Source organism: Brevibacillus humidisoli (genome assembly GCF_020923435.1).
Lineage (GTDB): Bacteria > Bacillota > Bacilli > Brevibacillales > Brevibacillaceae > Brevibacillus_E > Brevibacillus_E humidisoli.
Genome location: NZ_CP087263.1, coordinates 4,802,047 through 4,826,078, shown reverse-complemented (window position 1 = coordinate 4,826,078; position 24,032 = coordinate 4,802,047). Strand labels below are relative to the sequence as shown.

Annotated in this window: 25 protein-coding genes and 1 riboswitch; of the genes, 6 read left to right on the top strand and 19 right to left on the bottom strand. The window is 51.0% G+C overall.

Features of this window, described 5'->3' with window-relative positions; all coding sequences use genetic code 11:
* Positions 1-38: 38 nt before the first annotated feature.
* The 5 genes from LOK74_RS23535 to LOK74_RS23515 form a co-directional block, all read right to left on the bottom strand.
* On the bottom strand, positions 39-722 hold the full coding sequence (locus LOK74_RS23535; RefSeq protein WP_277613412.1) for a methionine ABC transporter permease: 684 nt from the start codon (positions 720-722) through the stop codon (positions 39-41).
* On the bottom strand, positions 722-1,753 hold the full coding sequence (locus LOK74_RS23530) for a methionine ABC transporter ATP-binding protein (RefSeq protein ID WP_230044425.1): 1,032 nt from the start codon (positions 1,751-1,753) through the stop codon (positions 722-724). Before LOK74_RS23530 ends, LOK74_RS23535 begins: the two co-directional genes overlap by 1 nt.
* A gap of 204 nt (positions 1,754-1,957) precedes the next feature.
* Positions 1,958-2,935 carry an LCP family protein gene (locus tag LOK74_RS23525; RefSeq protein ID WP_230044424.1) on the bottom strand — a complete coding sequence of 326 codons (978 nt, stop codon included), beginning with the start codon at positions 2,933-2,935 and terminating at the stop codon, positions 1,958-1,960.
* A gap of 134 nt (positions 2,936-3,069) precedes the next feature.
* The gene (locus LOK74_RS23520) at positions 3,070-3,330 is read right to left on the bottom strand and encodes a hypothetical protein (protein WP_230044423.1); all 261 of its coding nucleotides are present in this window, start codon (positions 3,328-3,330) and stop codon (positions 3,070-3,072) included.
* A 74-nt stretch (positions 3,331-3,404) separates the two neighbouring features.
* Positions 3,405-6,239 carry a calcium-translocating P-type ATPase, SERCA-type gene (locus tag LOK74_RS23515; protein ID WP_420908809.1) on the bottom strand — a complete coding sequence of 945 codons (2,835 nt, stop codon included), beginning with the start codon at positions 6,237-6,239 and terminating at the stop codon, positions 3,405-3,407.
* 125 nt (positions 6,240-6,364) lie between these two features.
* On the opposite strand from LOK74_RS23515, the gene LOK74_RS23510 reads away from it, so the two are divergent.
* Together LOK74_RS23510 and LOK74_RS23505 are read left to right on the top strand one after the other, a co-directional pair.
* Positions 6,365-6,655 carry a hypothetical protein gene (locus tag LOK74_RS23510; protein ID WP_230044422.1) on the top strand — a complete coding sequence of 97 codons (291 nt, stop codon included), beginning with the start codon at positions 6,365-6,367 and terminating at the stop codon, positions 6,653-6,655.
* Positions 6,656-6,854: 199 nt separating this feature from the next.
* Positions 6,855-7,448 (top strand): YdeI/OmpD-associated family protein, encoded by a 594-nt coding sequence (locus LOK74_RS23505; protein ID WP_230044421.1) that lies wholly within the window; start codon positions 6,855-6,857, stop codon positions 7,446-7,448.
* Between the two features lie 63 nt (positions 7,449-7,511).
* Here LOK74_RS23505 and LOK74_RS23500 read toward each other — a convergent pair whose 3' ends face one another.
* The 10 genes from LOK74_RS23500 to LOK74_RS23460 form a co-directional block, all read right to left on the bottom strand.
* Entirely contained in the window at positions 7,512-8,963 is a 1,452-nt protein-coding gene (locus tag LOK74_RS23500; protein WP_230044420.1) for a copper amine oxidase N-terminal domain-containing protein, read from the bottom strand.
* A 334-nt stretch (positions 8,964-9,297) separates the two neighbouring features.
* The gene (locus LOK74_RS23495; protein ID WP_230044419.1) at positions 9,298-9,759 is read right to left on the bottom strand and encodes a hypothetical protein; all 462 of its coding nucleotides are present in this window, start codon (positions 9,757-9,759) and stop codon (positions 9,298-9,300) included.
* On the bottom strand, positions 9,756-9,878 hold the full coding sequence (locus tag LOK74_RS24135; protein ID WP_255679483.1) for a hypothetical protein: 123 nt from the start codon (positions 9,876-9,878) through the stop codon (positions 9,756-9,758). Before LOK74_RS24135 ends, LOK74_RS23495 begins: the two co-directional genes overlap by 4 nt.
* A gap of 15 nt (positions 9,879-9,893) precedes the next feature.
* Positions 9,894-10,361, bottom strand: coding sequence for a hypothetical protein (locus LOK74_RS23490; RefSeq protein WP_230044418.1), 468 nt, complete (start codon positions 10,359-10,361; stop codon positions 9,894-9,896).
* Between the two features lie 336 nt (positions 10,362-10,697).
* Positions 10,698-11,438: a hypothetical protein gene (locus LOK74_RS23485; RefSeq protein ID WP_230044417.1), complete on the bottom strand. Its 741-nt coding sequence runs from the start codon at positions 11,436-11,438 to the stop codon at positions 10,698-10,700.
* A 258-nt stretch (positions 11,439-11,696) separates the two neighbouring features.
* Positions 11,697-12,575, bottom strand: a complete 879-nt coding sequence (locus LOK74_RS23480; protein ID WP_230044416.1) for an aldo/keto reductase — start codon at positions 12,573-12,575, stop codon at positions 11,697-11,699.
* An 81-nt stretch (positions 12,576-12,656) separates the two neighbouring features.
* Complete coding sequence (locus LOK74_RS23475) at positions 12,657-13,541, bottom strand: putative RNA methyltransferase (RefSeq protein WP_230044415.1); 885 nt, start codon at positions 13,539-13,541, stop codon at positions 12,657-12,659.
* A 367-nt stretch (positions 13,542-13,908) separates the two neighbouring features.
* A complete protein-coding gene (locus LOK74_RS23470; protein WP_230044414.1) occupies positions 13,909-14,340 on the bottom strand; it encodes a BrxA/BrxB family bacilliredoxin in 432 nt (143 codons plus the stop codon).
* 118 nt (positions 14,341-14,458) lie between these two features.
* Positions 14,459-16,108, bottom strand: a complete 1,650-nt coding sequence (gene rnjA, locus LOK74_RS23465) for a ribonuclease J1 (RefSeq protein ID WP_255679482.1) — start codon at positions 16,106-16,108, stop codon at positions 14,459-14,461.
* A 412-nt stretch (positions 16,109-16,520) separates the two neighbouring features.
* Complete coding sequence (locus LOK74_RS23460; protein ID WP_230044413.1) at positions 16,521-17,159, bottom strand: SCO family protein; 639 nt, start codon at positions 17,157-17,159, stop codon at positions 16,521-16,523.
* Positions 17,160-17,381: 222 nt separating this feature from the next.
* On the opposite strand from LOK74_RS23460, the gene LOK74_RS23455 reads away from it, so the two are divergent.
* Complete coding sequence (locus LOK74_RS23455) at positions 17,382-17,804, top strand: VOC family protein (RefSeq protein ID WP_230044412.1); 423 nt, start codon at positions 17,382-17,384, stop codon at positions 17,802-17,804.
* Between the two features lie 74 nt (positions 17,805-17,878).
* Here the strand turns inward: LOK74_RS23455 and LOK74_RS23450 are convergent, their stop codons facing one another.
* Positions 17,879-18,190, bottom strand: coding sequence for a rhodanese-like domain-containing protein (locus LOK74_RS23450; protein ID WP_230044411.1), 312 nt, complete (start codon positions 18,188-18,190; stop codon positions 17,879-17,881).
* Positions 18,191-18,397: 207 nt separating this feature from the next.
* On the opposite strand from LOK74_RS23450, the gene LOK74_RS23445 reads away from it, so the two are divergent.
* The 3 genes from LOK74_RS23445 (at position 18,398) to LOK74_RS23435 (ending at position 20,647) form a co-directional block, all read left to right on the top strand.
* The gene (locus LOK74_RS23445) at positions 18,398-18,802 is read left to right on the top strand and encodes a hypothetical protein (protein ID WP_230044410.1); all 405 of its coding nucleotides are present in this window, start codon (positions 18,398-18,400) and stop codon (positions 18,800-18,802) included.
* The gene (locus tag LOK74_RS23440; protein WP_230044409.1) at positions 18,777-19,058 is read left to right on the top strand and encodes a polysaccharide deacetylase family protein; all 282 of its coding nucleotides are present in this window, start codon (positions 18,777-18,779) and stop codon (positions 19,056-19,058) included. Before LOK74_RS23445 ends, LOK74_RS23440 begins: the two co-directional genes overlap by 26 nt.
* 111 nt (positions 19,059-19,169) lie before the next feature.
* Positions 19,170-19,277, top strand: a riboswitch (SAM riboswitch).
* Between the two features lie 83 nt (positions 19,278-19,360).
* Entirely contained in the window at positions 19,361-20,647 is a 1,287-nt protein-coding gene (locus tag LOK74_RS23435) for a homocysteine synthase (RefSeq protein ID WP_230044408.1), read from the top strand.
* A 252-nt stretch (positions 20,648-20,899) separates the two neighbouring features.
* On the opposite strand, the gene LOK74_RS23430 is transcribed toward LOK74_RS23435, so the two are convergent.
* From LOK74_RS23430 to LOK74_RS23420, 3 genes are all read right to left on the bottom strand, one after another.
* The gene (locus tag LOK74_RS23430) at positions 20,900-22,012 is read right to left on the bottom strand and encodes an AbrB family transcriptional regulator (RefSeq protein ID WP_230044407.1); all 1,113 of its coding nucleotides are present in this window, start codon (positions 22,010-22,012) and stop codon (positions 20,900-20,902) included.
* Between the two features lie 281 nt (positions 22,013-22,293).
* Positions 22,294-22,572, bottom strand: coding sequence for a YciI family protein (locus LOK74_RS23425; RefSeq protein ID WP_230044406.1), 279 nt, complete (start codon positions 22,570-22,572; stop codon positions 22,294-22,296).
* Positions 22,573-22,597: 25 nt separating this feature from the next.
* Entirely contained in the window at positions 22,598-24,031 is a 1,434-nt protein-coding gene (locus LOK74_RS23420; RefSeq protein ID WP_230044405.1) for an aldehyde dehydrogenase family protein, read from the bottom strand.
* Position 24,032 lies beyond the last annotated feature (1 nt).

Here is a 24,032-nt window from a genome sequence, read left to right as displayed (position 1 = left end):
ATAACCCCCTACTGTTCTTGTATATTGGTGTATAAACATTAACGATGATCCAGCTTACGGGCGATGAGATCGCCGATCATCTGAACCCCCTGTACGAGGATAATCAGGAAAATGGTTGTAACAATCATGATGTCCGGTTTAAACCCATTAAATCCATAGTTGAATGCCACAGCGCCAAGTCCGCCTGCACCCACGACACCAGCCATCGCGGAGTAGCCGATCAGCCCAACGGCCGTTACCGTCGTGCCTGACACAATCGCCGGCAGCGACTCTGGAATCAGGATCTTGCGAATGATCTGCCAGTTGGTTGCTCCCATCGACTGCGCCGCCTCAATGACGCCGCGGTTCACTTCGCGAATCGCCGTCTCCACCAAGCGGGCGATAAACGGTGCAGAACCGACGACCAGGCTGATAATCGCCGCTTCAGGCCCGATGGAGGTCCCTATCAACAAACGAGAGAAGGGAATCAGCAAAATAATCAGGACGATATACGGAATAGAACGAAACACGTTTACCACCAATCCAAGCAGTTGGTTGATGGCGGGCAGCGGCAGCAAATGATTGCGACTGGTTACGACCAACAAGACACCGAGCGGAATGCCGATCAGCGCAGAGAAAAACAGCGAGACGCCTACCATGTAGATCGTTTCGAAAATGGATTGTTCGATGATGTCCCAGAACTTGATCACATTGGGAAGATAGGTTGCCATAAAGTCGTTCATCACTTGGCACCTCCTTCCGCGCCGCGCAGGACTTCCACCTTGATCCCCTGTTTTTTCAGGAAAGCAATCGTGCGGGCCTCTACCTCAACATCACCCGGAATCTGAATGTACAGCGTTCCAAAGGCGATATCCTTTAACCGCTTGATCTGACCCTGCAAAATATTCACTTCAACACCCAGTTCGGTCACCAACCGACTGATCATCGTCTGGTTGGCCGCTTCTCCGAGGAAGGTGCAGCGCAGTACGGCCCCGCCTTCCAAGCCTTGCAGGAACTCTTCGTCCGGCTGTTCCGAACCGGCTACCTGACTGATCAACTCCCGCGTCGTTGTCGTTTTGGGATGGGAAAACACATCGACCACATCCCCCATCTCGATGATCCGCCCACTCTCCATCACAGCAACCCGGTCACATATCTTTTCGATCACGTGCATCTCGTGTGTGATCAAGACAACCGTTAAACCCAGTTTGCGGTTGATCTCGCGAAGCAACTCCAGGATCGAGTCGGTCGTCTTGGGGTCCAACGCCGATGTTGCTTCATCACATAAAAGCACATCCGGTTGATTAGCCAAAGCGCGCGCAATGCCGACTCGCTGTTTCTGTCCGCCGGAGAGCTGGGACGGGTAAGCGTCCGCTTTGTCTGCCAAACCTACCAGGTTGAGCAGTTCCGTCACACGGGCAGCATGCTCCTTCTTGGGGATTCCGGCGATCTCCAGCGGCAGCGCTACGTTTTCTGCTACGGTTCGCGACCAGAGCAGGTTGAAGTGCTGAAAAACCATTCCGATCTTCCGCCGTGCCCTGCGCAGTTCGCGAAACGACAGTTGGTTCAGCTTCGTCTCGCCTACGGAAACCTCCCCGCTGGTTGGTGTTTCCAGCATGTTAATCATCCGCACCAGTGTCGATTTACCGGCCCCGCTGTAACCGATAATCCCAAAAATCTCTCCTTTTTGAATCGTCAGATCGATGCCGTTCAGCGCGGTGAACGAGCCAAACCGGTTGGCAAATGTTTTTACAACGTTGGACAGCGTAATCAAGCCTTTGCGCCCCCTTTCCTCATTATATGAAAGATTCGCTATAATTCCAAGCGTCTTACTCAGGATTTGCGTAAAACAATATAACAATATAAAATACTAGACTATCTGTCAATGGAAAAATAAGGGGGCCAAAACATGCTCTTTCAGCATAACGAAAAAAATCGCCCCCTGTCCGTGTTGAAACAGGGAGGCGCTCACTCGTGACTACCCTTGCGTGGCGGAGTCGGTATCCGTCTTGGGGGACTGTTCCGCCGATTTGCTCAGTACATCCTGTACATACGTCTGCACTCTTTCCACTGACGGCAGCAGAACTGAGCCGCCGCGGTTTGCTTCACGAAACGCACCGGGCTGTGGAAGCTGATGCCCTTCTGCTCCGGCCCCGTCCAGTGTCAGTCCCAGCGCCGCCAGTTTAACCATGTCAAGCGAGCTGAGGTTGGTCTGCACATAAGGGCGCATGCTTTCCAGGATATCAGGCAGCTGCAGCACCGTAGCCCCCCGCTTCATCTTGTCGGCTAACGCTGAAAGGAATTTCCGCTGCCGTTCGGTCCGCGTATAGTCGGACATCGCATCGTGGCGGAAGCGTACATACTGCAGTGCTTTTTCTCCATCCAGATGCTGCAAACCCTTTTTCAGGTTGATGTCGTATTTGCCTTTGTCGGCCGGATCTCGGTAGTACATATCTTTTTCCACCTCAAACTCCACACCGCCAACGGCGTCAACGAGCCCCTTGAACCCCTCAAAATCCGTAATCACGTAGTAGTCGATGGGAAGACCGGTGAAGTTGCTGATTGTCTGCATCGCCAAGCTTGGCCCGCCATGGCTCAGGGCTGCGTTGATCCGCGACGAACCGTAACCGGGAATCTCCACGTAGGTATCCCGCAGGACGGAAAACAGGCTGTAGGTTTTGCTTGCCGGGTCAATGCTGACGACCAGCATGGTGTCAGAGCGGGGCATCTCGTCTAGTGAACGTTCTCGTGAATCGACACCCATCAGCAAAATATTGACTCGCTCTTTGCCGCCCCAGACGGGAATCTCAGACTTGTTCGGCTTGTCCGGCGATTGATCTTTCACGATGTGCGGTTGTTGGATGTCAGAGGCAAACGTCACAAACGCATAGACGTAATATCCTACGGCAGCCGCCAAAAAGAGCAGCAGACCCAAGAAAATTCTTTTTAGTGTCAAAAGAAACGCCACCTTTTGTCAATCGTTGTCTACTTTTATCTACTAGTACGGACGATCCTATCTCAAGTATACTTCTTTTTGGATCGTGGCGGGCAAATCCATTTTACTCCATTCGCCTCGTAAGGACAAAGCCCCTATAGAGGAACATTAGGGGCTTTTACCTGCGAGGCTTGTTGAGAGAGCACTTTAATCTTGTAGATCGTCTCAATCTCATCCCCTTGTACGATAGTAAACGTCTTGGCTTGGTACGGGATGTCGAGACGATCAAGATGCTCACACCACTGCTGATACCATTGTTGATCGGTGGTACGCACCAGCGTCGTCCACCGCTTCTTTTCAATCAGGTAGGCGACCAACGAACAGGTAAGCGCGAGCAGTAACCAGAGCAACTCCATATCGTCTCCCTCCTTTTGCTACACTATGCAAAAGGATCAGGAATGTCTCACACATGTGCCGTGGAAAGCCATTGTCAACGAACGCTGCGTCTTCGCCAATGTACCTCTCCGTCTGCCGATGTGTCTCGCAACACACTGCCGATACCAGCAACGAATGTGGGGATGCCCGCGGCCACAAACACCAGTGCCCAGTCGCGCAGCGTCAGATCAGTCGTCTTGAAAATGGGCTGCAGAGCATCGATGTAGATCACAAACAGGACCAGTAGCAGCGATGAGAGAACAGCCAGCACCAGATACTTGTTTTCCAGCGGGTTTCGATGAAAGACAGAGCGCTCGCTGCGGCAGTCAAATACATGGATCAGTTGGGCCAGGACTAGTGTGGCGAATGCTACAGTCTGCGCGTAGACCAGATTATCTGGATGTTCGCGCCATGTCAGCCAGAATGCGCCCAGGGTGGAGGCGCCGATCAGGAAACCTCGGCTGAGAATCTTCCAGCCCAGCCCACGGCCGAAGATGGGCTCCTGTTTGTTGCGCGGTTTTTGATGCATGGTATCTTTTTCGGCAGGGTCGACACCGAGTGCCATGGCAGGCAGTCCATCGGTGACCAGATTGACCCACAGGATCTGAATCGGCACCAGCGGCAGGGGAAGCGCCAGCAGCATGGCAAAAAACATGACCAGAATCTCCCCCACATTGGAGGCCAGCAAATAGCGAATAAACTTGCGAATGTTGTCGTATATATTCCGCCCTTCCTCGACGGCGGCAACAATGGTTGAGAAGTTGTCGTCCCTGAGGACGAGATCAGCTGCTTCCTTGGTCACATCGGTACCGGAAATCCCCATCGCCACCCCGATGTCGGCCGATTTGATGGCGGGAGCATCGTTTACGCCATCACCTGTCATCGCCACCACATGGCCACGCTTTTGCAGCGCGCGTACGATCTGCAGCTTGTGTTCTGGCGAAACACGGGCGTATACGGCGACCCGGTCGACACGACTGGCCAAATCATCCTCGTGGAGCGTATGTAAATCCCTTCCTTCCAACACTTCATCCTGAGGCTGCATGAGCCCGATTTTGCGGGCAATCGCCTCCGCCGTAATCTTGTGATCCCCGGTAATCATCACCGTCTTGATCCCGGCTCGACGACAGACGGCGATCGCATCGGCCACTTCCTGGCGGGGCGGGTCAATCATTCCCGCCATCCCAACAAAGACAAGGCCGTTTTCCACGCGAGATGCAGGCTGCCCCGCTCTGTAGCTGTCGAGCGGTTTGTATGCAAAACCTAATACCCGCAGGGCCTGCTTGGCCATCGCTTCTGTCTCCGTCAGCACACGCTCGCGCAGCGGTCCGGTCAGCGGCTTCACTTCTCCTTGCCAGAGGATATGACTGCAGCGGGGCAGGAGCGCTTCCACCGCTCCTTTGGACAGCAAGGTAAGGGTGCCGTCGGGCGTTCGTTCAACGACTGACATCATCTTTCGCTCCGAATCAAACGGCAGCTCATCTATCCGTTCTCCCGTCGGATAGAGAGGAACTCCCTCGGCAGAGCGCTCTCCTTTGGCTGCCAGCACCAGCAAGGCCCCTTCGGTTGGATCGCCCAGTACCCGCCAGCTTTGTACGGTTCGAGACAAGACCAACAGCCTACGCTCTGTCTGCTGGTCGCTGACGAGGCGAGCGTTATTGCAGCGTTCGGCGATGCGCAACAGTTGTCGCAGAGCTCCGTCACCCTTTAGGGACACGCTCCTCCCCTGATGAGTAATCTCTCCATTCGGTTCATAGCCGCTGCCGCTCACCGCAAACGGCTGGTCCCCGTGCCAGAGATGCGTGACCGTCATCTTGTTCTGGGTGAGCGTACCTGTTTTGTCGGAGCAGATCACGGATGCGCAGCCAAGCGTCTCTACTGACGGCAGCTTGCGCACGATCGCGTTTCGCTTTACCATCCGCTGTACACCCAATGCCAGCGCAACCGTCACAATAGCCGGCAGTCCTTCTGGTATCGCGGCAACGGCAAGGCTGACGCCGGTCAGAAACATCGTCATCAGATCATGTCCATGCCAGACCCCGACGACAATCACTAGTGCAGTAAGGAACAGCGCAACCGCCACCAACAGCTTGCCCATCTGTTCGAGGCGGTTCTGCAATGGCGTCTGCGTCGATTCTGCCTGATTCATCAGATGAGCGATCTTGCCAATCTCTGTCTCCATACCGGTCGTCGTGACGATGCCTTGGCCGGTCCCGCTGACGACAAGCGTCCCCATAAAGGCGAGGTTTTTCCGATCACCCAGGGGGATCTCGACACCGCTTCCTTTTGTGCGAATCGCTTGAGCTGTCTTGCCAACCGGCAGCGACTCTCCAGTTAGCGCTGACTCTTCTACCTCCAGCCGATTTGCCGAGGTGATCCGTACATCGGCGGGAACCCGGTCACCTGCCTCCAGCAGGACGAGATCTCCGGGCACTAGTTGGGAAGCCGGGATCATCTCCTGCTCCCCATCCCGTATCACCCTGGCCATTGGTGAAGCCAATTCTTTCAACGCCTGCAGAGATCGCTCAGCTCTGGCCTCCTGAATAAAACCCAGCACACCGTTGAGAATGATAATGGCGATAATGGTGATGGCGTCCAGGTACTCTCCAAGGAAAAAAGAGATGACGGTGGCAGCGAGCAGAATTCCGACCATGAAGTCTTTAAATTGATGGATAAACAACAGCATCAGCGGGATCTGCCCAGCCTCTGTCAACTGGTTGGGGCCAAACCTCTCCTGCCGTTTCTGCACCTCTGCAGCAGACAACCCGCCGGTCAGATCGGTGCCCAGCCTTCCAGCAGTTTCTTCGGCCGTAACGAGGTGCCAGGGTTTGGTTTGATTCGTCAGGTTTGGTGTGTGCGTCCTTGCGTGTTTTGACGTTATTTTCGGTATCGCCGTCACAGCAATCTCCTCCATCGCTTGTCTTACCAACATGTGTATGCAGACGAGCCTGAGGCTATGAGAAACGGCGATCGGTTTACGGTATTTTCCAAATTGTGATAAGATGAGAAAAAACGATGAGAAGAGAGAGGATTTGGGTGCGGCACGTCGTCAGAGCGATTTTGTTTTCGATCGCGATCAACCTACTCTATTTTTGGGTGATACCCGTAGTGAGCGGAATGATTCTTAGCTACTTCTACATACCTGACATTGAACAGAAGTATGAGAATGTCAGCTACCTGCAAAATGAGGTGTCGTTTGGCTGGACGGCCTCTGCCGCGTCTCCCCTCACAGTCTCCCTATACCTGCTGGCTGGGGTGGGAGTCTATGCATGTGGGGTATTCGTACTGCGGTTGGTCAGGAGGTAGGGCCGGGCGGATTGCATAGAACAATTGGGACGTGCCGCGCGGTGGAGCAAGCTGTGATCGAACGGAGCGGACAACGGCCCTCATCGACCACGGATATAGCGCTATGCGCTACAGTAAACGCAACTGTTGATATTTGCTACATACGAACATTCGCTCTATAATTAAGTGAATCTTATGGCTCTGAGAGGGGTATGCCTTGATGACAAATAGTAGAATGAATCCTAAGGTTGATGGATTTTTAAGGAAGTCCAAAAAGTGGAAGGAAGAATTTGAGAAGTTGAGAAATATCGTTCTTGACTGTGGGCTGACCGAAGATTTTAAGTGGATGCATCCTTGTTACACATTGGAGAATAAAAACATCGTTTTAATACATGGATTTAAAGACTATTGTGCGCTTCTGTTTCACAAAGGTGCCTTATTACAGGATGCCCATGGGATACTAATCCAACAAACGGAGAATGTACAGGCGGCACGCCAGATTCGGTTCACCAATGTTCAAGAAATCATTGAGATGGAACCCATCTTGAAAGCCTATATTTATGAAGCCATCGAAGTGGAAAAAGCCGGTTTGGAAGTGGATTTTAAAGCAAAAACTGAACTTGCATTTCCTGAAGAATTTCAAAAGAAAGTAGATGAGAACCCTGACTTGAAAACTGCATTTGATGCTTTGACGCCAGGACGGCAAAGAGCATACATTCTTTATTTTTCTGTGCCCAAACAATCCAAAACTCGGGAGTCAAGGGTTGAAAAATACATGCAGCATATTCTCGATGGAAAGGGATTAAATGATTAGAAGATTCGATGAGAAAAAAAAACAAGCAGCCGCGCTCTTTTGAGCTGGCTGCCTTTTTCTTAATTATTCACTATCAGTTTGCGAACTGCTTGCTTCGCTTGTTTGTGCTTCACTGCTGTCAGAGGTGTCCGCCTCAGCTTCAGCCGTTCCCTCCGCCTCTGTAGAGGTATCTGCTTCAGCTCCAGCCTCAACCGTTCCTTCTGTCTCTGCAGAAGTATCTGCTTCTGCTGCATCGGTGATCACGATCACTTGTCCGGTCGCAACCCAATCCACCTCGGCCTGCAGTGCTTCCGCCACAAAGCGGATCGGTACAACTGTGCGTCCGTTGCTTATCGTAGCCGGTACATCCAGTGTTACGGTTTCTCCGTCTACCGTAGCATCGGTGCTGCCTACAGGCAAAGTTACGGTTACACCGTCGCGAACAATCGTAATCGTTTTGGTCGCATCATCCCAGGTTACTTCTGCATCCAGAGATTCAGCGATGGCCCGGATCGGCACGAGCGTGCGTCCTTCCTTAATCACCGGTGAAACGTCAAATGCCGGCTCTTCCCCGTTGACAAAAGCCTTGATCCCTTTTTTGCCAGCCTTTTCGTACAATTCGCCAATCCGTTTGTAGATCTCTTTGTTCTTTTTGTTCTTCTGGACTAACTTCTTCTGGGAGGTTAACGCCAACTCCCACTGCTGCTCCTGCTCAAACTCGACCGTGAGCGAGTTGAGTGTCGCTTCGTACTCGGATTCCTCCAGCGTTCCCTCCAGTTCGTCCAACTGCTCCTCTAACTCATCCAGCAGATCATCCGCTGCATCGTCGTCAGTTCCCTCATCGGTTCCCGCTTGTCCATCATCAGACTGTTCGCCATCCTGCTCTCCATCGTCGGTCCCGTCTTCGGTCCCAGTATCCTCCTCGTCGGGAGTCTCTTCATCATCTGAGCCTGTTCTGCCTTCCAGCAACGCCTTGATCACACTTTCAGCCGGTGTTCCTTTCACACGCTCAAGAGCGTTTTCCAGTCCCTTTTTCTTGTCGCCTTTCTTTCCTTTGCCGCTATCGTCGCCGTCTTCCGCATCGTCACCCTCGTCGGTGTCGTCACCATCTAGAGCATCATCACCTTCGTCGGCGGCGTCATCATCTTGAGCATCGTCACTTTCGTCGCCATCCTCATCACCTGCATCTTCTTCGGTGTCATCACTGTCGTCAGCGTCATCCTGATCGCCTTCGTCTGCGTCGTCACCACCCTTACCTTTGCCTTTGCCTTTCCCTTTGCCTTTCCCCTTACCTTTTCCCTTGCCGTCTTCATCCGTATCTTCATCATCTGAGTCATCTGCATCATCATCCGCTTCGTCCGTGGAATCGTCGCCACCATCATCGTCGTCAGAATCATCCTGATCATCGTCTGATGTATCGACACTTGCCCCGACGCTCACACTATATTTTGCGTCTACAGAAGCTGCAGCAGCTACGGCACTGTTTGCACCTACCACCAGCATGGTTGCCAAAACCCCAAGAGCTACTTTTTTCATGTTGTTCTTTGCCTCCTTGTCTCCTTTGTCTTTCCCTTAAAAATTATCGTATATATTCGAATACCCCTATTTTTTTGAAACGAAACTGGGACGATAGTATGAATTTATCCATAAAAATAGAGCTGACATCAGGAAGCCGTTTGGCTGTCAGCTCTGTTCACCTGTTATTTTGTTCATTGCGGCTACGGAGGCTCAACCGAGTTGTGACTTAGGTGAGAAGTCGTGCGCGAAACTGGATGATGGGCTACTCAATTTTTACATCGGTTCACTGTACCGGAGGTGAAGGACAAAAAAACGTGGCCTTCCAACAGAATAGAACTGTTACATTAAAATTTTACCTCTGTTCAGAACTATCAATTTGTTTAAACGGACCTGGCAACGGTATCGTTCCAATATATACCCTACTATATAGAGTGGATTCGGTAGACCCAGCTTTATACTGCGTTCTAACTGCCGCTCCAGCGTATCCAAAGCTGTCACTAATCAATACATAGTCCCACTTTGGAACTTTTACATAACGTATACCCCAACTTGGAGGATAATAGGTTGAGGGATCACTTTCAAAAATCGGATCTCGATCCATTGTATCGCCTTCTGTCTTGGCTTCAAAAGTTCCACTTTTAATCGTCAGTCTATTGCTATCCAGTAAATCCCACCTTGCTTCATACCTCGTGCCTTTTCCATACTCCATCGTTCCATCTTGTACTTTATCGAACCAACCCCAGATAGTCTGTCGAAAGTTTAGTCCAGAATTTTCGTCACGGTCCCGCTTATCATAACCTGTTGGATCAGTCACTGCCATAACAACATAGCTTGTGGTTTCTTTGCCTTAGGTTCTTCCGCTACAACACCATTACCTAGAAGAGCCAAGGAACAAAAGGCATAAACAAGAAAGCCGGTCAAAACCTTTTTCATTTAAACCTTCCTCCTCTACTCCAATACATCAAGAGTAATCGTTTCCGAGTGATCACCTGTATCGTCTTTCCAGTTAATAGTAAAGGAAACGTTATACAATATTTCTTGCAGCTCCTGTCTGGACAAATCTTTTTTAAACGCTTCGGCTTCTGTTTCAGTAGATGGGACATCAATGAATATTCTTACAATTTTGTTTTTGGTGAAATTCTTCCCGCTTTCTTTTCCTCCTGGATTGCTATTGTTGATTACTGCGTCATAAGTGATAGACTCAACATCAAAGTCCTTAATCTTTTCTACCATACCAATATAAGCTACATCACCTAAAGAGTCCCTTTTTTCATCCTCTGTAATTGGTACAATATCCAAGATAGCGCGCCAATGCTCTCCTGTTCCTTCAAGTCTGTAACTCCAATCATTGTTAGCACACCCTATCAATAAGCAGAGTAAACAAACAATAGCTAGCCATACACCCACAAGTTTCATGTATTGTCTCTCATCCCCCTGTGTTTGGCAAATTAAAAAGCAGAATTCGGCAATAATCAATATACATCAACATTCGTGTTTATAGTGCATAGGCCTGACATGGAGCGTATACGGGCATGATTTCTTTCGAAAGGTGAAGCCACACATATCGAAAAGCCAGTTCAGCCTATCATGCCCACCTCTCCAAGTAAAGCCGAATGAATTGATTGGAAACTGCATCAAAAACGACTACCAAATCCTGCATTTCGTATTTGCCGCTAACAATCCTCCAGCTTGATGTAATGATACCAGTTGCATTTTGTAGATTCCCTTGGCAGTATACTATAGTTAGTTGTGTTAATTAACTTGTACAACACTTCTTAACTTACCCGACGAAGAACCTGCCTGGTAATCTGTAATAATTTCAGCGCCGACCCATCCCTCTCCACTAACATTTACATAATCCCATTTGGGGGTTTTTACATATCTTATTCCCCAATCAGGAGGATAATAAGTACTTGGGGATTCCTCCTCTATCCTATCATTATTTGGGCTAAAGCCGTCAGCTACTGCTCTAAATGTTCCGTTTTTGATTGTTAATCGGTTACTGTCAAGTAAATCCCATCTCGCTTCGTACCTAGTACCTTTCGCATAAGTAATAAAATCGTGAGTATAAACGTCATACCACGCCCAAATCGTTTGTCGGAAGTTTAATCCATTATTTTGATCTCGATCTCGATCATCATAACCGGTAGGATCAGATACTGCCAAAACGACATAGCTTTCAGTCACGTTATCCCCTTCTCTAACTTCCTTTAATTTTTGAACTGTATAATATGTATTTATTTTCTGACTACTGTTTGCTTTCTTTCCTTCTTTACCAGATATATTGACATCTTCATTGTCTAGAATTTCTGCGCTATAGGAGACATCCAAGCCAGTATCCCTTTTCCCTGCTAAAGCATCCTCCAATAATTCTGTTTCAGAATTCATATCTGCTTCAAATACAACCTCTGCTTCCAAAGAATTTGCACTCACCACACTAATAAGCATCATGCACAAAAGTACGGTTAAAAGGCTAAGCAAGGACTTACTCAACCTAACTTTCTCCTTTTAAGTATTTATTTACTATATAATGTCACAATTTGGATTTTTAGTGTATAGGTCTTTAGGTCCATTTCCTTATTTGTGGAGGATGTTACGAAAAAGTAGAGGGGACCGTTGATGACAGAACAACAAACAGGACGAACTACTCATTTCCGTCGCAATCCGTCCTGTTTACCGTTAAGTCAGTTTGTTACTCTTCCGATTCCCGGTTACGCTCCCAGGGTAATGATAATAGGCGTTCCTGCCGAATCAAGTGGCAAACGCCAACTTGGGCAGTTGATACCACTCACCCGACATCCACTCGCTCGCTTTCCAGCGCAGAATATCGGCTCGAACCAGCGGGATGATCTCCTGGAAAAAGGCGACACGCTCCGTCTCGCTCATCGGTTGAAAGCGCTCTGCTGCTTGCAGGTCCGCCTCCAGTTCGCTCATCTTGCTAATGCCCAAGATGGACGTCGTCACCGGAAGGCTCCAAGTATAACGCAGCGCCTGCTCATACCAAGGGGCGAGCTTGCCGAGCGCCATCACCTTCATGCCGATCACGGCTACGCCCTTCTCTACCGCCAGCGGCACGAAATCGTGCGCGAAGCTATAGATGAAGTGATCCAACGCTGACAGGGCGACCAAGGCACTGTCAAATGGGAAGCGACGGATCGCTTCCGCCAGCAGACGCGGGTCGGTATGACCGCTGATGCTCAGTTTCCTCACCAGTCCCTGTTCTCTAGCCTCCAGCAGCGCTTCCAGAACACCCCCCTTGGCGAAAATGGCTTCCAAGTCATGCGGTTGCATCACATTGTGGATGCGCCATTCGTTGACGTAATCGGTTCTCAGCCGCTTGAGGCTGGCTTCCAGATCGCGCCAGGCCAGGTCGCGTGTCCGCCCGCCCGTCTTGGTGGCGATCCAGACCGTATCTCGCAGTCCTTCCAGACCAAGACCGACCCTTGTCTCCGACTGGCCGTCGCTGTAGCTGGGAGCGGTATCGAAGTAGTTTACACCTCTCTCTACTGCCTTGCGGATAATCTCAACCGCTTGTTCTTCCGTACAGTCGTGTTCGTCTACGATCCGCTGGGCACCAAATCCGAGCAGCGACACCTGGTGCGGATCTCGGCCGAATGCTCTTGTCTGCAACCGTTGTTCATCCTTTCTGCTGGTGTGTCGATGTTATCAGTGATTGTACCCCAAATGAAGGCAAATGAAAAATATCGCGCCTTATTTCCTTCCAAACAGGACGGTCAGGTCAACCGTTATCTCTTTTGGTTCCATCTTAAGTGCTCTCTGCAAACGCCCCTGCTCCATTCCCCACGATAACGGCGTCATATGGAGCAGAGGCTCAAGCAGGGTCTGATCCAGGGGGAAACGATACTGGACCTGTTCGACGTCCACGAGCGTAAATTTTGCTTTAAAATGTTCCAATGTATCATCGTTGGAATACACCTGTCGATGCGTGCCTGCATATAGCATCTCCCTTAATTCTTGCAGATGATACCTGGCAGGAATCACTTTGATCAGCATGCCATCATCCGCAACCAGCCTCTGAAACTCTGCATAATGAGCGGGCGACAAGATATTGAGAACGAAGCGGAATTGATAATCGGCAAACGGGCAGTTGGCAATGTCGGCGACACACCACATCGCGTCTGGATATTCCCTCGCCGCGCTCTGTATCGCTTCTTTGGAAATATCCATGCCTACCGCCAACAGTGGATTGGTGGTGTTTTGCATTACGGTTCTCTGAATCGCGGCCAGATGTGATCCTTCTCCACAACCGGCATCCAACACCCGAATCCGTTCGCTTTGGTCTTGGAAGCGATGGGACATTTTGTCGCTGATCACAGCATGCAATGGTGCAAAGAAGCCGCTCCTGCACATGATTCTCCTGGATGCAAACATGCGCTTGTCATATTTCGTTTTCGAGGGGCGAGACAGTAGATTGACATATCCCCTCTTGGATAGATCAAAACAGTGATCGTTGATGCATAACAAACTTTTCAGATCAGCCATACGCATAGGACCGAAACAGATGGGGCAGCGAAACATCCCTTCCTCTTGTTTCATCAGTCCGGCGCTGCTGATTTTTCCGCTATGTTTAGACATAAAAAAATGCACCCCATTCATTCGTAATCGGTTGAATGAAAAAAGGCACAGTCAAATAAACCCGCTCCGTTTACCTAAAAAAACGGAAGGGATTACGTGATCTGTACCTCACATTACCGAAAACGGATGAATTGGATGATCATAAAACAGCTCTCTCCCATAGCTCTATACTGTCCTGCGACATTCTCATTATAGCATGGACGTGTTGACTCGTGCTGAGGCGGACATGCACAGGAGAAAAAAGATTGGTAGTTGGACGTGACCAACCATCCTGGATAACAAAAAAACGAGTGTGATCCCCCAAGGGGGTATCGCACTCGTTTTTTGTGCTGTTTCCTTGTGTTCGTTACTTGTGATCCGTCATCCCTTAGCTGCAGTACTGATCATAGGCCGATGTAAGCAGGCGGGAAATCGTCACCAGATCGTTGTTCTCGATCTGGTGCCGCTCGATCATCGTGACCAGTTTGCCGTCTTTGAGCAGAGCGAACGAAGGAGAAGACGGAGGGTAGCCCTCAAAGTATTCCCGTGCTTTTGCCGTCGCTTCCTTGTCCTGACCGGCGAAAACGGTATACAAATGATCCGGTTTTTTCTCATTGCGCATCGAATGAGCCACTGCGGGACGCGCTAATCCGGCAGCACAGCCGCAGACCGAGTTCACGACGACCAGCGCCGTCCCTTTGGCATTGGCAAACGCTTCTTCTACTTCTTCCGGAGTACGCAGTTCCTGAAAACCGACGCGAGTCAGCTCGTCGCGCATCGGTTGAATCACCTGACTCATATACGCTTCATAGGACATCATCAGAAATTACCCCCTCTTGTGAGTAGCTACTTCTTATTATACCCGTTATCTACGGGATAGAGAATGGCTGGGTATGCTCAACAGAGAACAGTCTCAACCACGGCTGCCCTCTTCTGCTTTATACTTCCATCAAGATCGTCAGGATCATCGGGTTGCGGCCCGTCTTTTCAAACACATATGGTTTCAGCACCTGATTAATCTGAGACTTCAACTCGGACCACTCTTTCACCTTCTTGTTGAGCAGTTCGGCCAGTCTCTGCTTGACCAGTACGGTCGCCTCCTGGATCAGTGCTTCCGATCCGCGGACGTAGACGAATCCGCGGCTGACGATGTCAGGACCGGTCAGGATCTTGAAGTTTTTCATGTCGATACTGACCACGACTACCATCAATCCGTCTTCCGCCAGATGCTTTCTATCGCGCAGCACGATATTGCCAACATCGCCAATACCGCTGCCGTCGATCAAGACAACCCCAGCCGGCACTTTGCCCCGTGTCGCCTGCTCACGTGTACAGGAGAGCACATCGCCGTTATCCATCACGAAGATATTCTCGGGATCGATCCCCACCTGCTGGGCCAGTTTGGAGTGGGTTACCAGCATCCGGTACTCGCCGTGGATCGGAACAAAGTAGCGTGGGCGAATAAAGTTGAGCATCATCTTCAACTCTTCGCTGCTGCCGTGACCGGAAGCGTGGATGTCAAACACGGTACCGTGGACCACATTGGCTCCCGCCCGGAACAGCTTGTCAATCGTCCGGCTGACGTTGATCGTGTTGCCGGGAATCGGTGAGGCGGAGATAATCACGGTGTCTTCCGGATAGATCTGCACGGTGCGGTGCGCGCCAGAAGCGATGCGGGTCAGTGCAGCCATCGGTTCCCCCTGGCTGCCCGTACAGATAATCAAGATCTGGTTGTCCGGGTACTGGTCGATCGTCTTGATGTCGATCAACATTCCTTCCGGCACCTGGATATAGCCCAGTTCCTGGCCGATCAGGAACACCTTTTCCATACTGCGGCCAATCACCGCAATCTTGCGGTCCACGCTCATCGCGGCTTCTACTACCTGCTGCAACCGATGCACATTGGAGGCAAATGTGGCGAGGATGATCCGCCCTCTCGCCTTGGCGATCACTTCCTGTATGCCCTCGCCTACAGCCCGCTCCGACATCGTAAAGCCCGGCCGTTCGCTATTGGTGCTGTCTGACAACAAGGCCAGCACATCGCCGTTGCCGATCTTGGCCATTTTGGCAAAATCGGTCGAAGGGCCAACCGGCGTCATATCCAGCTTGAAGTCACCGGTGTGCACCACCGTACCTTCCGGTGTCTCTACCGCGATCCCAAACGAGTCGGGGATACTGTGATTGGTCCGGAAGAACGAGACGGACAGATGACGGAAGGGCACGACTGTCTCATCCGTGACGGTAACCAGCTCGACGTCGCTGAGCATCCGATGCTCCTCCAGCTTCGACTTGACCAGTCCCAGCGTCAGTCGGCCGCCATAGACCGGCATGTTGATCTGCTTCAACACATAAGGAATAGCCCCGATGTGGTCCTCATGTCCGTGAGTGAGAAACAATCCCTTGATTTTATCTTGATTGTCCACCAGGTAGGAAACGTCGGGGATCACCAGATCGACACCGAACATCTCATTTTCCGGAAACTTGACGCCGCAGTCGATCACCACGATCTCATCCAGATATTCGATGCAGTACATGTTTTTGCCAATCTCCCCGAGTCCACCCAGCGCAAATATTTTTACTTCACTCAATCGTACTCCTCCTACTTGGTTCGTCTAGGTTCGTTCAGCTTCTTTTCTCTTTCACAAAAAATATCAGCCGTCCACCTGTCTTATCTTTATTGTATTATAGCTGGTCACTCCTGTCTTGCCAAACTTGCCGAACCGGTTGGGAAAAAGGGATTCATTGCGCTCAGGAACAGAGAGGGAAGTCATCAAGACCGACTGGGGGAGAGAGAAAGGATAACGCTAAAAATTAAGAACAACGCGCTGTTAGAAAACGAATGACCGCAGTCGAACATCATCCGCGTCTGTTTTCACGATCGGACGAGTCACTTGTTAATCAGAAATCCGATGAATGCGAACATACTCAGGATAACCAAAAAGCCGCAGTTCCCCCCATCCTGACCAAGGGAAAACGGCGGCGTTATTCATCAAATGACGACTATTCTTCGACGAGTTGTTTAATATCCAACTTCAATTCTTCGAGATCCAAGTCAGAGGCCATTCCGTGCAGTTTTCGCAGATTGCTCTCACCGTCGATCAAAAACGTATACATGGAATGATCGTAGAGACCCTGCTTGTTCTTCTGAATGTAGACGCCGAACATGTCCGCCACCTGCTTGATCTCTTGCTGACCGCCGCGAACGAAGTACCAGCCGCTGGTATCGGCCCCAAACGCTTCCGCGTACTTTTGCAATGCCTCTGGCGTGTCTCGCTCGTGATCAAAGGCAACGGTCACAAACACCACCTCTTTCCCGAACAACCCTTCTTTCTGCAAGTCGTCTTGCAGTTGGGCCATCAAGTGGGTAGTAGCCGGGCAAACATCTGGGCAGTTGGTGAAGATAAAGGAGACCAGCCGCACTTTTCCCGCGGTATCGTCGAAGTTGAACGTATCGCCGTTCATGTTTTGCAAGGTGAAGTTGTCCATCTGCTTTAACACCGGGATAGGTTCTATGGACCAGACCAGCTTGTACATCAATACACCTGCCAGTGCAATTACCATCACAGCGGCAAACAGGAGCATTTTGTATTTTTGCCAAAAACTTGGGGCGTGCTGCTGCCCATCGTTGATTCCACTCATTTGTTTACCCCCTCATACTTCTCTACATGTTGATTGTATCGTGAGCCAGCCGATTGTTCTGTGTCAAGGTTGTGACGGTTTCGAGCTGATCAAACATCATTCCTTACAACAGGCGGGCAAAAACAGCAATCGAAAAGAAATCACAATGTCTCAGTCACGCTATAATGTAGGAAGTCCTACACATGCGTACATAACGATATTATCATGTCGAGGTGATTTCACATGGCAACCAGAGCAGAAAAAATTTTCGTCAACCTGCCAGTCAAAGACCTGAATCGAACGATGGACTTCTTCAGCAAGGTAGGGTTCGAATTCAACCCCCACTTCACCGATGAAAAGGCAGCATGCATGGTCATCAGTGATCATATCTTTGCCATGCTGCTGGTTGAGGAGTTTTTTCAAACGTTCACCAAAAAAGAGATTTGCGATGCAACCAAAAGCACAGAAGTGTTGGTAGCCTTGTCTGCTGAAAGCAAGGAACAGGTGGACGAGATCGTGAACAAGGCCCTGGCGGCTGGCGCAACGCCTTCGAAAGATCCGGTCGACCATGGATTTATGTATGAATGGGGCTTTCAGGATATCGACGGTCACCTGTGGGAATTGATCTATATGGATGAAAGTGCAGTAAGTCAAGAGCAGCAGTAAGCGTGATAGAAAGAGTATGGTTGCGCCAAATAGAGAAAAACCACCTATGCCAAGGTGGTTTTTCTTATCGCCCTCTACTTCTCGACTTCGCCGTTCCAGGCAAGCATCCCGCCCGCCATGTTCTCCGCCTGATAACCGAACTGCTGCACGTACGCCGTCGCATTCCAACTGCGGGCGCCGCTGCGGCAAACCATCACAATCGGTGTTTCCTTGTCTAGCTCCTCTAGGCGCACGGGCAGTGTCGCCAGTGGTATCAATGTCGCTTGCGGGATATGTCCTTCCTCCCACTCATGCGGTTCGCGCACATCGATGATTTGCAGCTTGTCGCCCCGGTTGATTCTTTCCTGCAGTTCTTCCGGAGTGATCTCTTTTACCTCAGCATCCATCGTAATCCTCCTTCGGGGGGTCTTGCTTTTCTCATCATAGCATAAGCTGCCCCCGGGGTGAAAATGCTTAGAGTCTTTCCAAGTCAGGTTGTTTTCTATCAAAAAGTTTTTTACCCTTTTCTGTCACAAAAAAGGGCAGCCTGGATCAAATAAATAGTCCAAGCGCTTGGGCATCACCGAACTATATAGAGATAAGGCGGGGCTCAAATGTTTTTTCCTTCAGACGATTCTGCTGATCAGGCCGCGAGGAAAAAAGCGAATCGAACGATCAAGACGTTCAGGAAAAGCATGATTCATTTCATGATCAGCGTGTTCCTCATCATCTTATGCGTGATCAGCGTCGGCATGGGAGCATGGAGCCAAAGGGAAGAGGCAACAACTAGCCCGATCTTCTACCAGGACAAAGCACTGGTCCTGATCTACCATCAGATCGTATCAGATGAGAGCCCGGCCAAAGGGAACCCCAGCACCGTTACCGTTGGGCTGTTCCGGGAACATCTCCACTTGTTGAAAAAAGAAGGGTTTCAAATCGATGCCAGCTCTGACCCAGCCTTTGTTTCTAGAGGGCAAACAGCGTACGGAAACGATGGACGAGTATCGTGCCCGCATTAAAAGCGATCTCGATTTTATGAACAAACGACTGGAACAAGAACTGGGACCGCAGCCCAAACTGCTGGCTTTTCCTTTCGGTGCCTACAACGATCAAGTGATCAGCATCGGACGAGAACTGGGAATCGAATTGTTTTTTACGACCAAGGAGGGGATCAACACGCCGGGAAACGGGGAAGTGTACCGGATCAATGCAGGAGAGTCGGAAATGTCTGGCTCCAGGTTGCTCGCCAAGCTGAAAGCACAAGTGAAACGTTGACGACGGGCTAACGATGCATCATAGCTCGTCCCATAATCTACTGGGTTCCTCATTTCTGATTGACAGCATGGCAACACTCCCCTATAATGTGAAAATACAAAAGAAAAAAAGTTTTCATCCAGAGCGGCGGAGGGACTGGCCCTATGAAGCCCAGCAACCGGCATGGCGACATGCAAGGTGCTAATTCCTGCAGAATCAGTGGATTCTGAGAGATGAACGTGCGACCGGACTCGTGTGCGAGAGCCTTCTTCTACTCAGAAGAAGGCTTTTTTGATGCAACCAATCAGAAGGAGTGATCGATGATGTCAGATCAAAACTGGAACCTGGAAACATTGGCCCTGCATGGGGGACAACAGCCTGACCCGGCTACCGGCTCGCGAGCCGTACCGATCTACCAAACCAGCTCTTATGTTTTCCGTGATACGGAGCATGCGGCCAACTTGTTTGCACTCAAGGAGTTTGGCAACATCTACAGCCGCATCATGAACCCGACGCAGGACGTGTTTGAACAGCGTGTCGCGCTGCTGGAGGGCGGTGTTGGTGCACTGGCCACTTCCTCTGGGCAAGCGGCGATTACCTTTTCCATCCTCAACATCGCCCACGCCGGTGACGAAATCGTCTCTTCCAGCAGCTTGTACGGCGGGACCTACAACCTGTTTGCCCATACCCTGCCCAAGTTTGGCATCAAAGTTCATTTCGCTGACCAAGCCAATCCCGACAACTTCAGGGAGAAGATCAACGAGAAAACAAAAGCGATATTCTGCGAAACGATCGGCAATCCCCGTATCGATGTAGCCGACCTGACCGCTATTGCTGAGATAGCCCATGCACACGGGATTCCTCTGATCGTTGACAACACCTTTGCTTCCCCTGCACTTTGCCGGCCCTTTGAATACGGCGCCGACATCATCGTCCACTCCACAACCAAGTTCATCGGCGGCCACGGCACATCTATCGGCGGAATTATTGTCGACTCCGGCAAGTTCGACTGGAACAACGGCAAGTTTCCAGGGCTGACCACACCCGATCCGACGTATCACGGTGTTGTCTACACGGAAGCAGTCGGCAATCTCGCCTACATCATCAAAGCACGCGTGCAATTGATGCGCGACATCGGGGCCGCTCCGTCTCCGTTCAACTCGTTTTTGTTCCTGCAGGGCTTGGAGACGCTCCATCTGCGTATGGAACGACACAGCCAAAACGCGCTGGCTGCTGCCAAGTTCCTCCATGCCCATCCTCTGGTGGAATGGGTGAATTACCCCGGCCTGGAAGGTGATGCGCAATACGAACGGGCCCAGAAATACTTGCCAAAAGGGCAGGGCGCGATTCTTACCTTTGGGATCAAAGGGGGAGTGAAAGAAGGGCAAAAACTGATTGAATCGGTCAAACTCTTCTCCCATTTGGCCAATGTCGGTGACAGCAAGTCGCTGATCATTCATCCGGCCAGCACGACACACCAGCAGTTAACGGATGAAGAGCAGCGGAAAGCAGGCGTCACCCCTGAGATGGTTCGTCTCTCCGTGGGAACGGAATCGATCGACGATATTTTGGCGGATCTGGATCAGGCACTGCAGGCCGCTATCCAGTAAACCGGCTAGACCTGCCAGCATAGGCGACGGACCAAACATACCAACTACCAACATATACTACGAAAACACCGACCAAAAAGCCCCTGTTACCGGCAGTGTTCCGGCGTGACAGGGGCTTTGGGTTTCGCTGTGTATCTATTGGTGCTGCATCCGTTCGTGCTGTATCCGTTCATGTATCCGTAGGCTCTGTATTTGTTGGTGCTGCAGTCATTCATGATGTATCTGTAGTGCTGCATGTGGCCAAAGGAAGGGCTATTCCCTCACTCCTCTATTTCTCCCCCTGTTGCCTACACGCAGCACAAACCAGCGGACAAACACAGGCAGTATCGTCACGATGAAAAGAACGCGAAACAGTTGAAAGGCCGTCACAAGAAGCGGATCAGCGTCTGTGGCGATTGCTGTCAGGCTCATCTCTGCAAGACCGCCAGGTGCTGTCGCCAAGATACTGGTGATCAGATCGATCCCAGCGGTGTAAGAAAGGATGGCCGCCAGCGAGAAGCTCATCAACAGCAGGAGCAGCGAGAACAGCAAAGCCCAGATACAGAGTTTGCGGTAGTGAATCACTTCCTCTCGCTTAAACTCCACCCCGATGCTCATCCCGATCAACAATTGGGCACTGCTCACCAGAATTCCCGCCAATGCGTGTCTCTCCCCGACCAACGTACTGAACAGGGAAATGGCCATAGTAAGAAAGAAAGGGCCTAGCAAAAACGGGGCAGGTACGGACAGGCGTGCGGCTAGTGCTGCTGCTGCCACGCCAATAAGCAGAAGAATAACGGTTTGGACCCCTCCCAGTGTCTGATTGACCGGTGCTGCTGGCGGCAGGACACCGTGATGGGAGAGCAGCATCACCAGAAAAGGAGTCAAGACGACGATGATCATGACACGAATGGAGTGAAACATCGAAATGATCTGTAGATTGCCTCCCTGACTCTGCCCTAGAGAGACCATCTCCGACAGGCCGCCCGGAATATTGCTAAATACCGCTGTTGTCAGATCTACTTTGTGTACCTTATAGAGCACCCATGCACTTAACAGGCCAAATGCCAGCGTAATCACGGTTGCCAGAACCATCTCTCCGATATGCTCTGCCATCGTCTGCCAGATACTCGGCGTGATCCTCAGACCCAAGGTGACCCCGACGATAATTAGACCCATCCTGCGGAACCAGGCGGGCACCCAGAGACGATCAAACCCAAGAATGACGCAGACGACCAGTGAAATCAGCGGCCCAAGCAGCCAAGGCAGGGGGGAATGAAGTGTCCAGAACAGGGTTCCTCCCGCCATCGCCACCAAACATGTGATGATGAACCGCACTCCGCGTGGAGACTGATTGAACCGTACGTAGAGATGTTGGAGTGACATATCATTACCTCAACTGTCGTTTTGATTAGTGATTTCCTCGTTTGGATAAACATTTGTGACAGATGTTCTCTACATTTGAAACAGTTCGATTTTATCAAATCTGCCGCATGTTTTCTACGCAGACACCAGATTTCTCCAATAGCAGTCTCTGAGAAAAAAAAGAGAAACCAGACACAGCCGGTTTCTCATCAGAAATGCTTTCCCTATCTATCGCCTCGTTCTCCCCCAGTGACGCTTTCTGTTTGAGAGAAAGGCTTCCCTTCCCTCTCCTGGCGGCTCTCTCAAGACGGGCTCTCTGTCTTCGACAACCTCTTCCATTCCTTCAGTTCCAAACGGCGAACCTTCTCCACAACATGAGGGTCATGGTTGGCCATTTGCCAGGCTTCTTCATACGTGTCGGCGATGTAGATGACCAACCCGCCCGATCCATCTGCAAAGGGACCCCTGCCAAAAACTTTTCCCTGCTGATCGAGCTTATCCAGGTAAGCGATGTGGCGCGGGAGCACCTCTTTGTTTTTTTCCGGATCCAGCATATGCAAAATGGCCGCATAATACGCCATGCTCACTTCCTCCTACAGAACGTGATCAGTTTCGGTTCCAGATGACCAACTTCAATTCCGTCATTTCTTCCACCGCATACTTGAGTCCCTCTCGACCGACTCCGCTCTCCTTCACCCCGCCGTATGGCATATGGTCCACGCGGAATGTAGGGATGTCGTTGATCAACACACCCCCGACGTGCAGTTGTTCCGCTGCTGTCAACGCCAGGTGAACGTTTTCGGTATAGATCCCTGCTTGCAGCCCAAAGCGTGAGTCGTTTACGAGGTCAATCGCTTCCTGGGCGGACGATACCTTATTGATCAATACGATGGGAGCGAACACTTCCTGGCAGGAAACGCTTAGGGCAGCATCTGCTTTCAGCAGCACGGTCGGAAGCAGGACATTTCCTTCTGCCGTACCGCCCGCAGCGACGACCGCTCCCCCTTGCTTCGCTTCCTCAATCCAGTTGAGACAGCGCTGTACATCTCCAGGAGTAATCAATGCAGACAGTTCTGTCTTCGGGTCAAGCGGGTCGCCGATCACCAGCTTTTTGGTCTCTGCCACGAACTTTTCCACGAACTGGTCATAGATCTCTTCATGCACATACACCCGTTGCAGCGAGATGCATACCTGCCCCTGAAAGGAAAAAGCTCCTGAAACACAGCGGGGGATGATTTTCTCCAAGTCAACCCCTCGATCCACGATCAGCGCCGAATTGGAGCCCAACTCCAACGTCACTCGTTTTAATCCCGCCTTATTGCGGATCCCAATCCCGACAGCCGGGCTTCCGGTAAATGTGATCATAGCGACTCGGTCATCGGTCACAATGCGGTCTCCTACTACTCTGCCACTGCCTGTAATCACATTTAGCGCTCCACTTGGCAGCCCCGCCTCTTCCAGCAGATGCGCGATAAAGAAAGCGGATAGAGGCGTCTGCGAAGCTGGCTTCAACACAACCGTATTTCCGGCGGCAATCGCCGGGCCTACTTTATGGGCAACCAGATTCATTGGAAAATTAAACGGAGTAATCGCTCCGATCACGCCAATCGGCTCTCTGGTTGTATAAGCGAGCCGCCCTTCTCCGCCAGGCGCTGCGTCCAGCGGCAGCGATTCCCCGTGAATCCGCTTGGCTTCCTCGGCAGCAAATCGATAGGTCTCAATCGTCCGCGCGACTTCCGCTTTGGCAGTAGTTAGCGGCTTGGCCGCTTCCAGCGCGATGATCTCCGCTGCTTCGTTCGCTCTTTCCTTTAACAGACGAGCCAGTTCGTACAAAATGGCAGATCGTTGGTGCGCCGGCATCTTGGCCATCTTGCCGCGTGCCTGGTAAGCCGCTTCAATCGCCTGATCGGTTTGCTTCTCGGTGGCGACAGGGAGCTCGGCGATCACGTCCCCGGTATAAGGAGAACGCAGCAAACTATACGTCTCCGTCTGTATCCATTGGCCATCGATCCACAACTTTCTTTTTTGCGATGTTCCCATC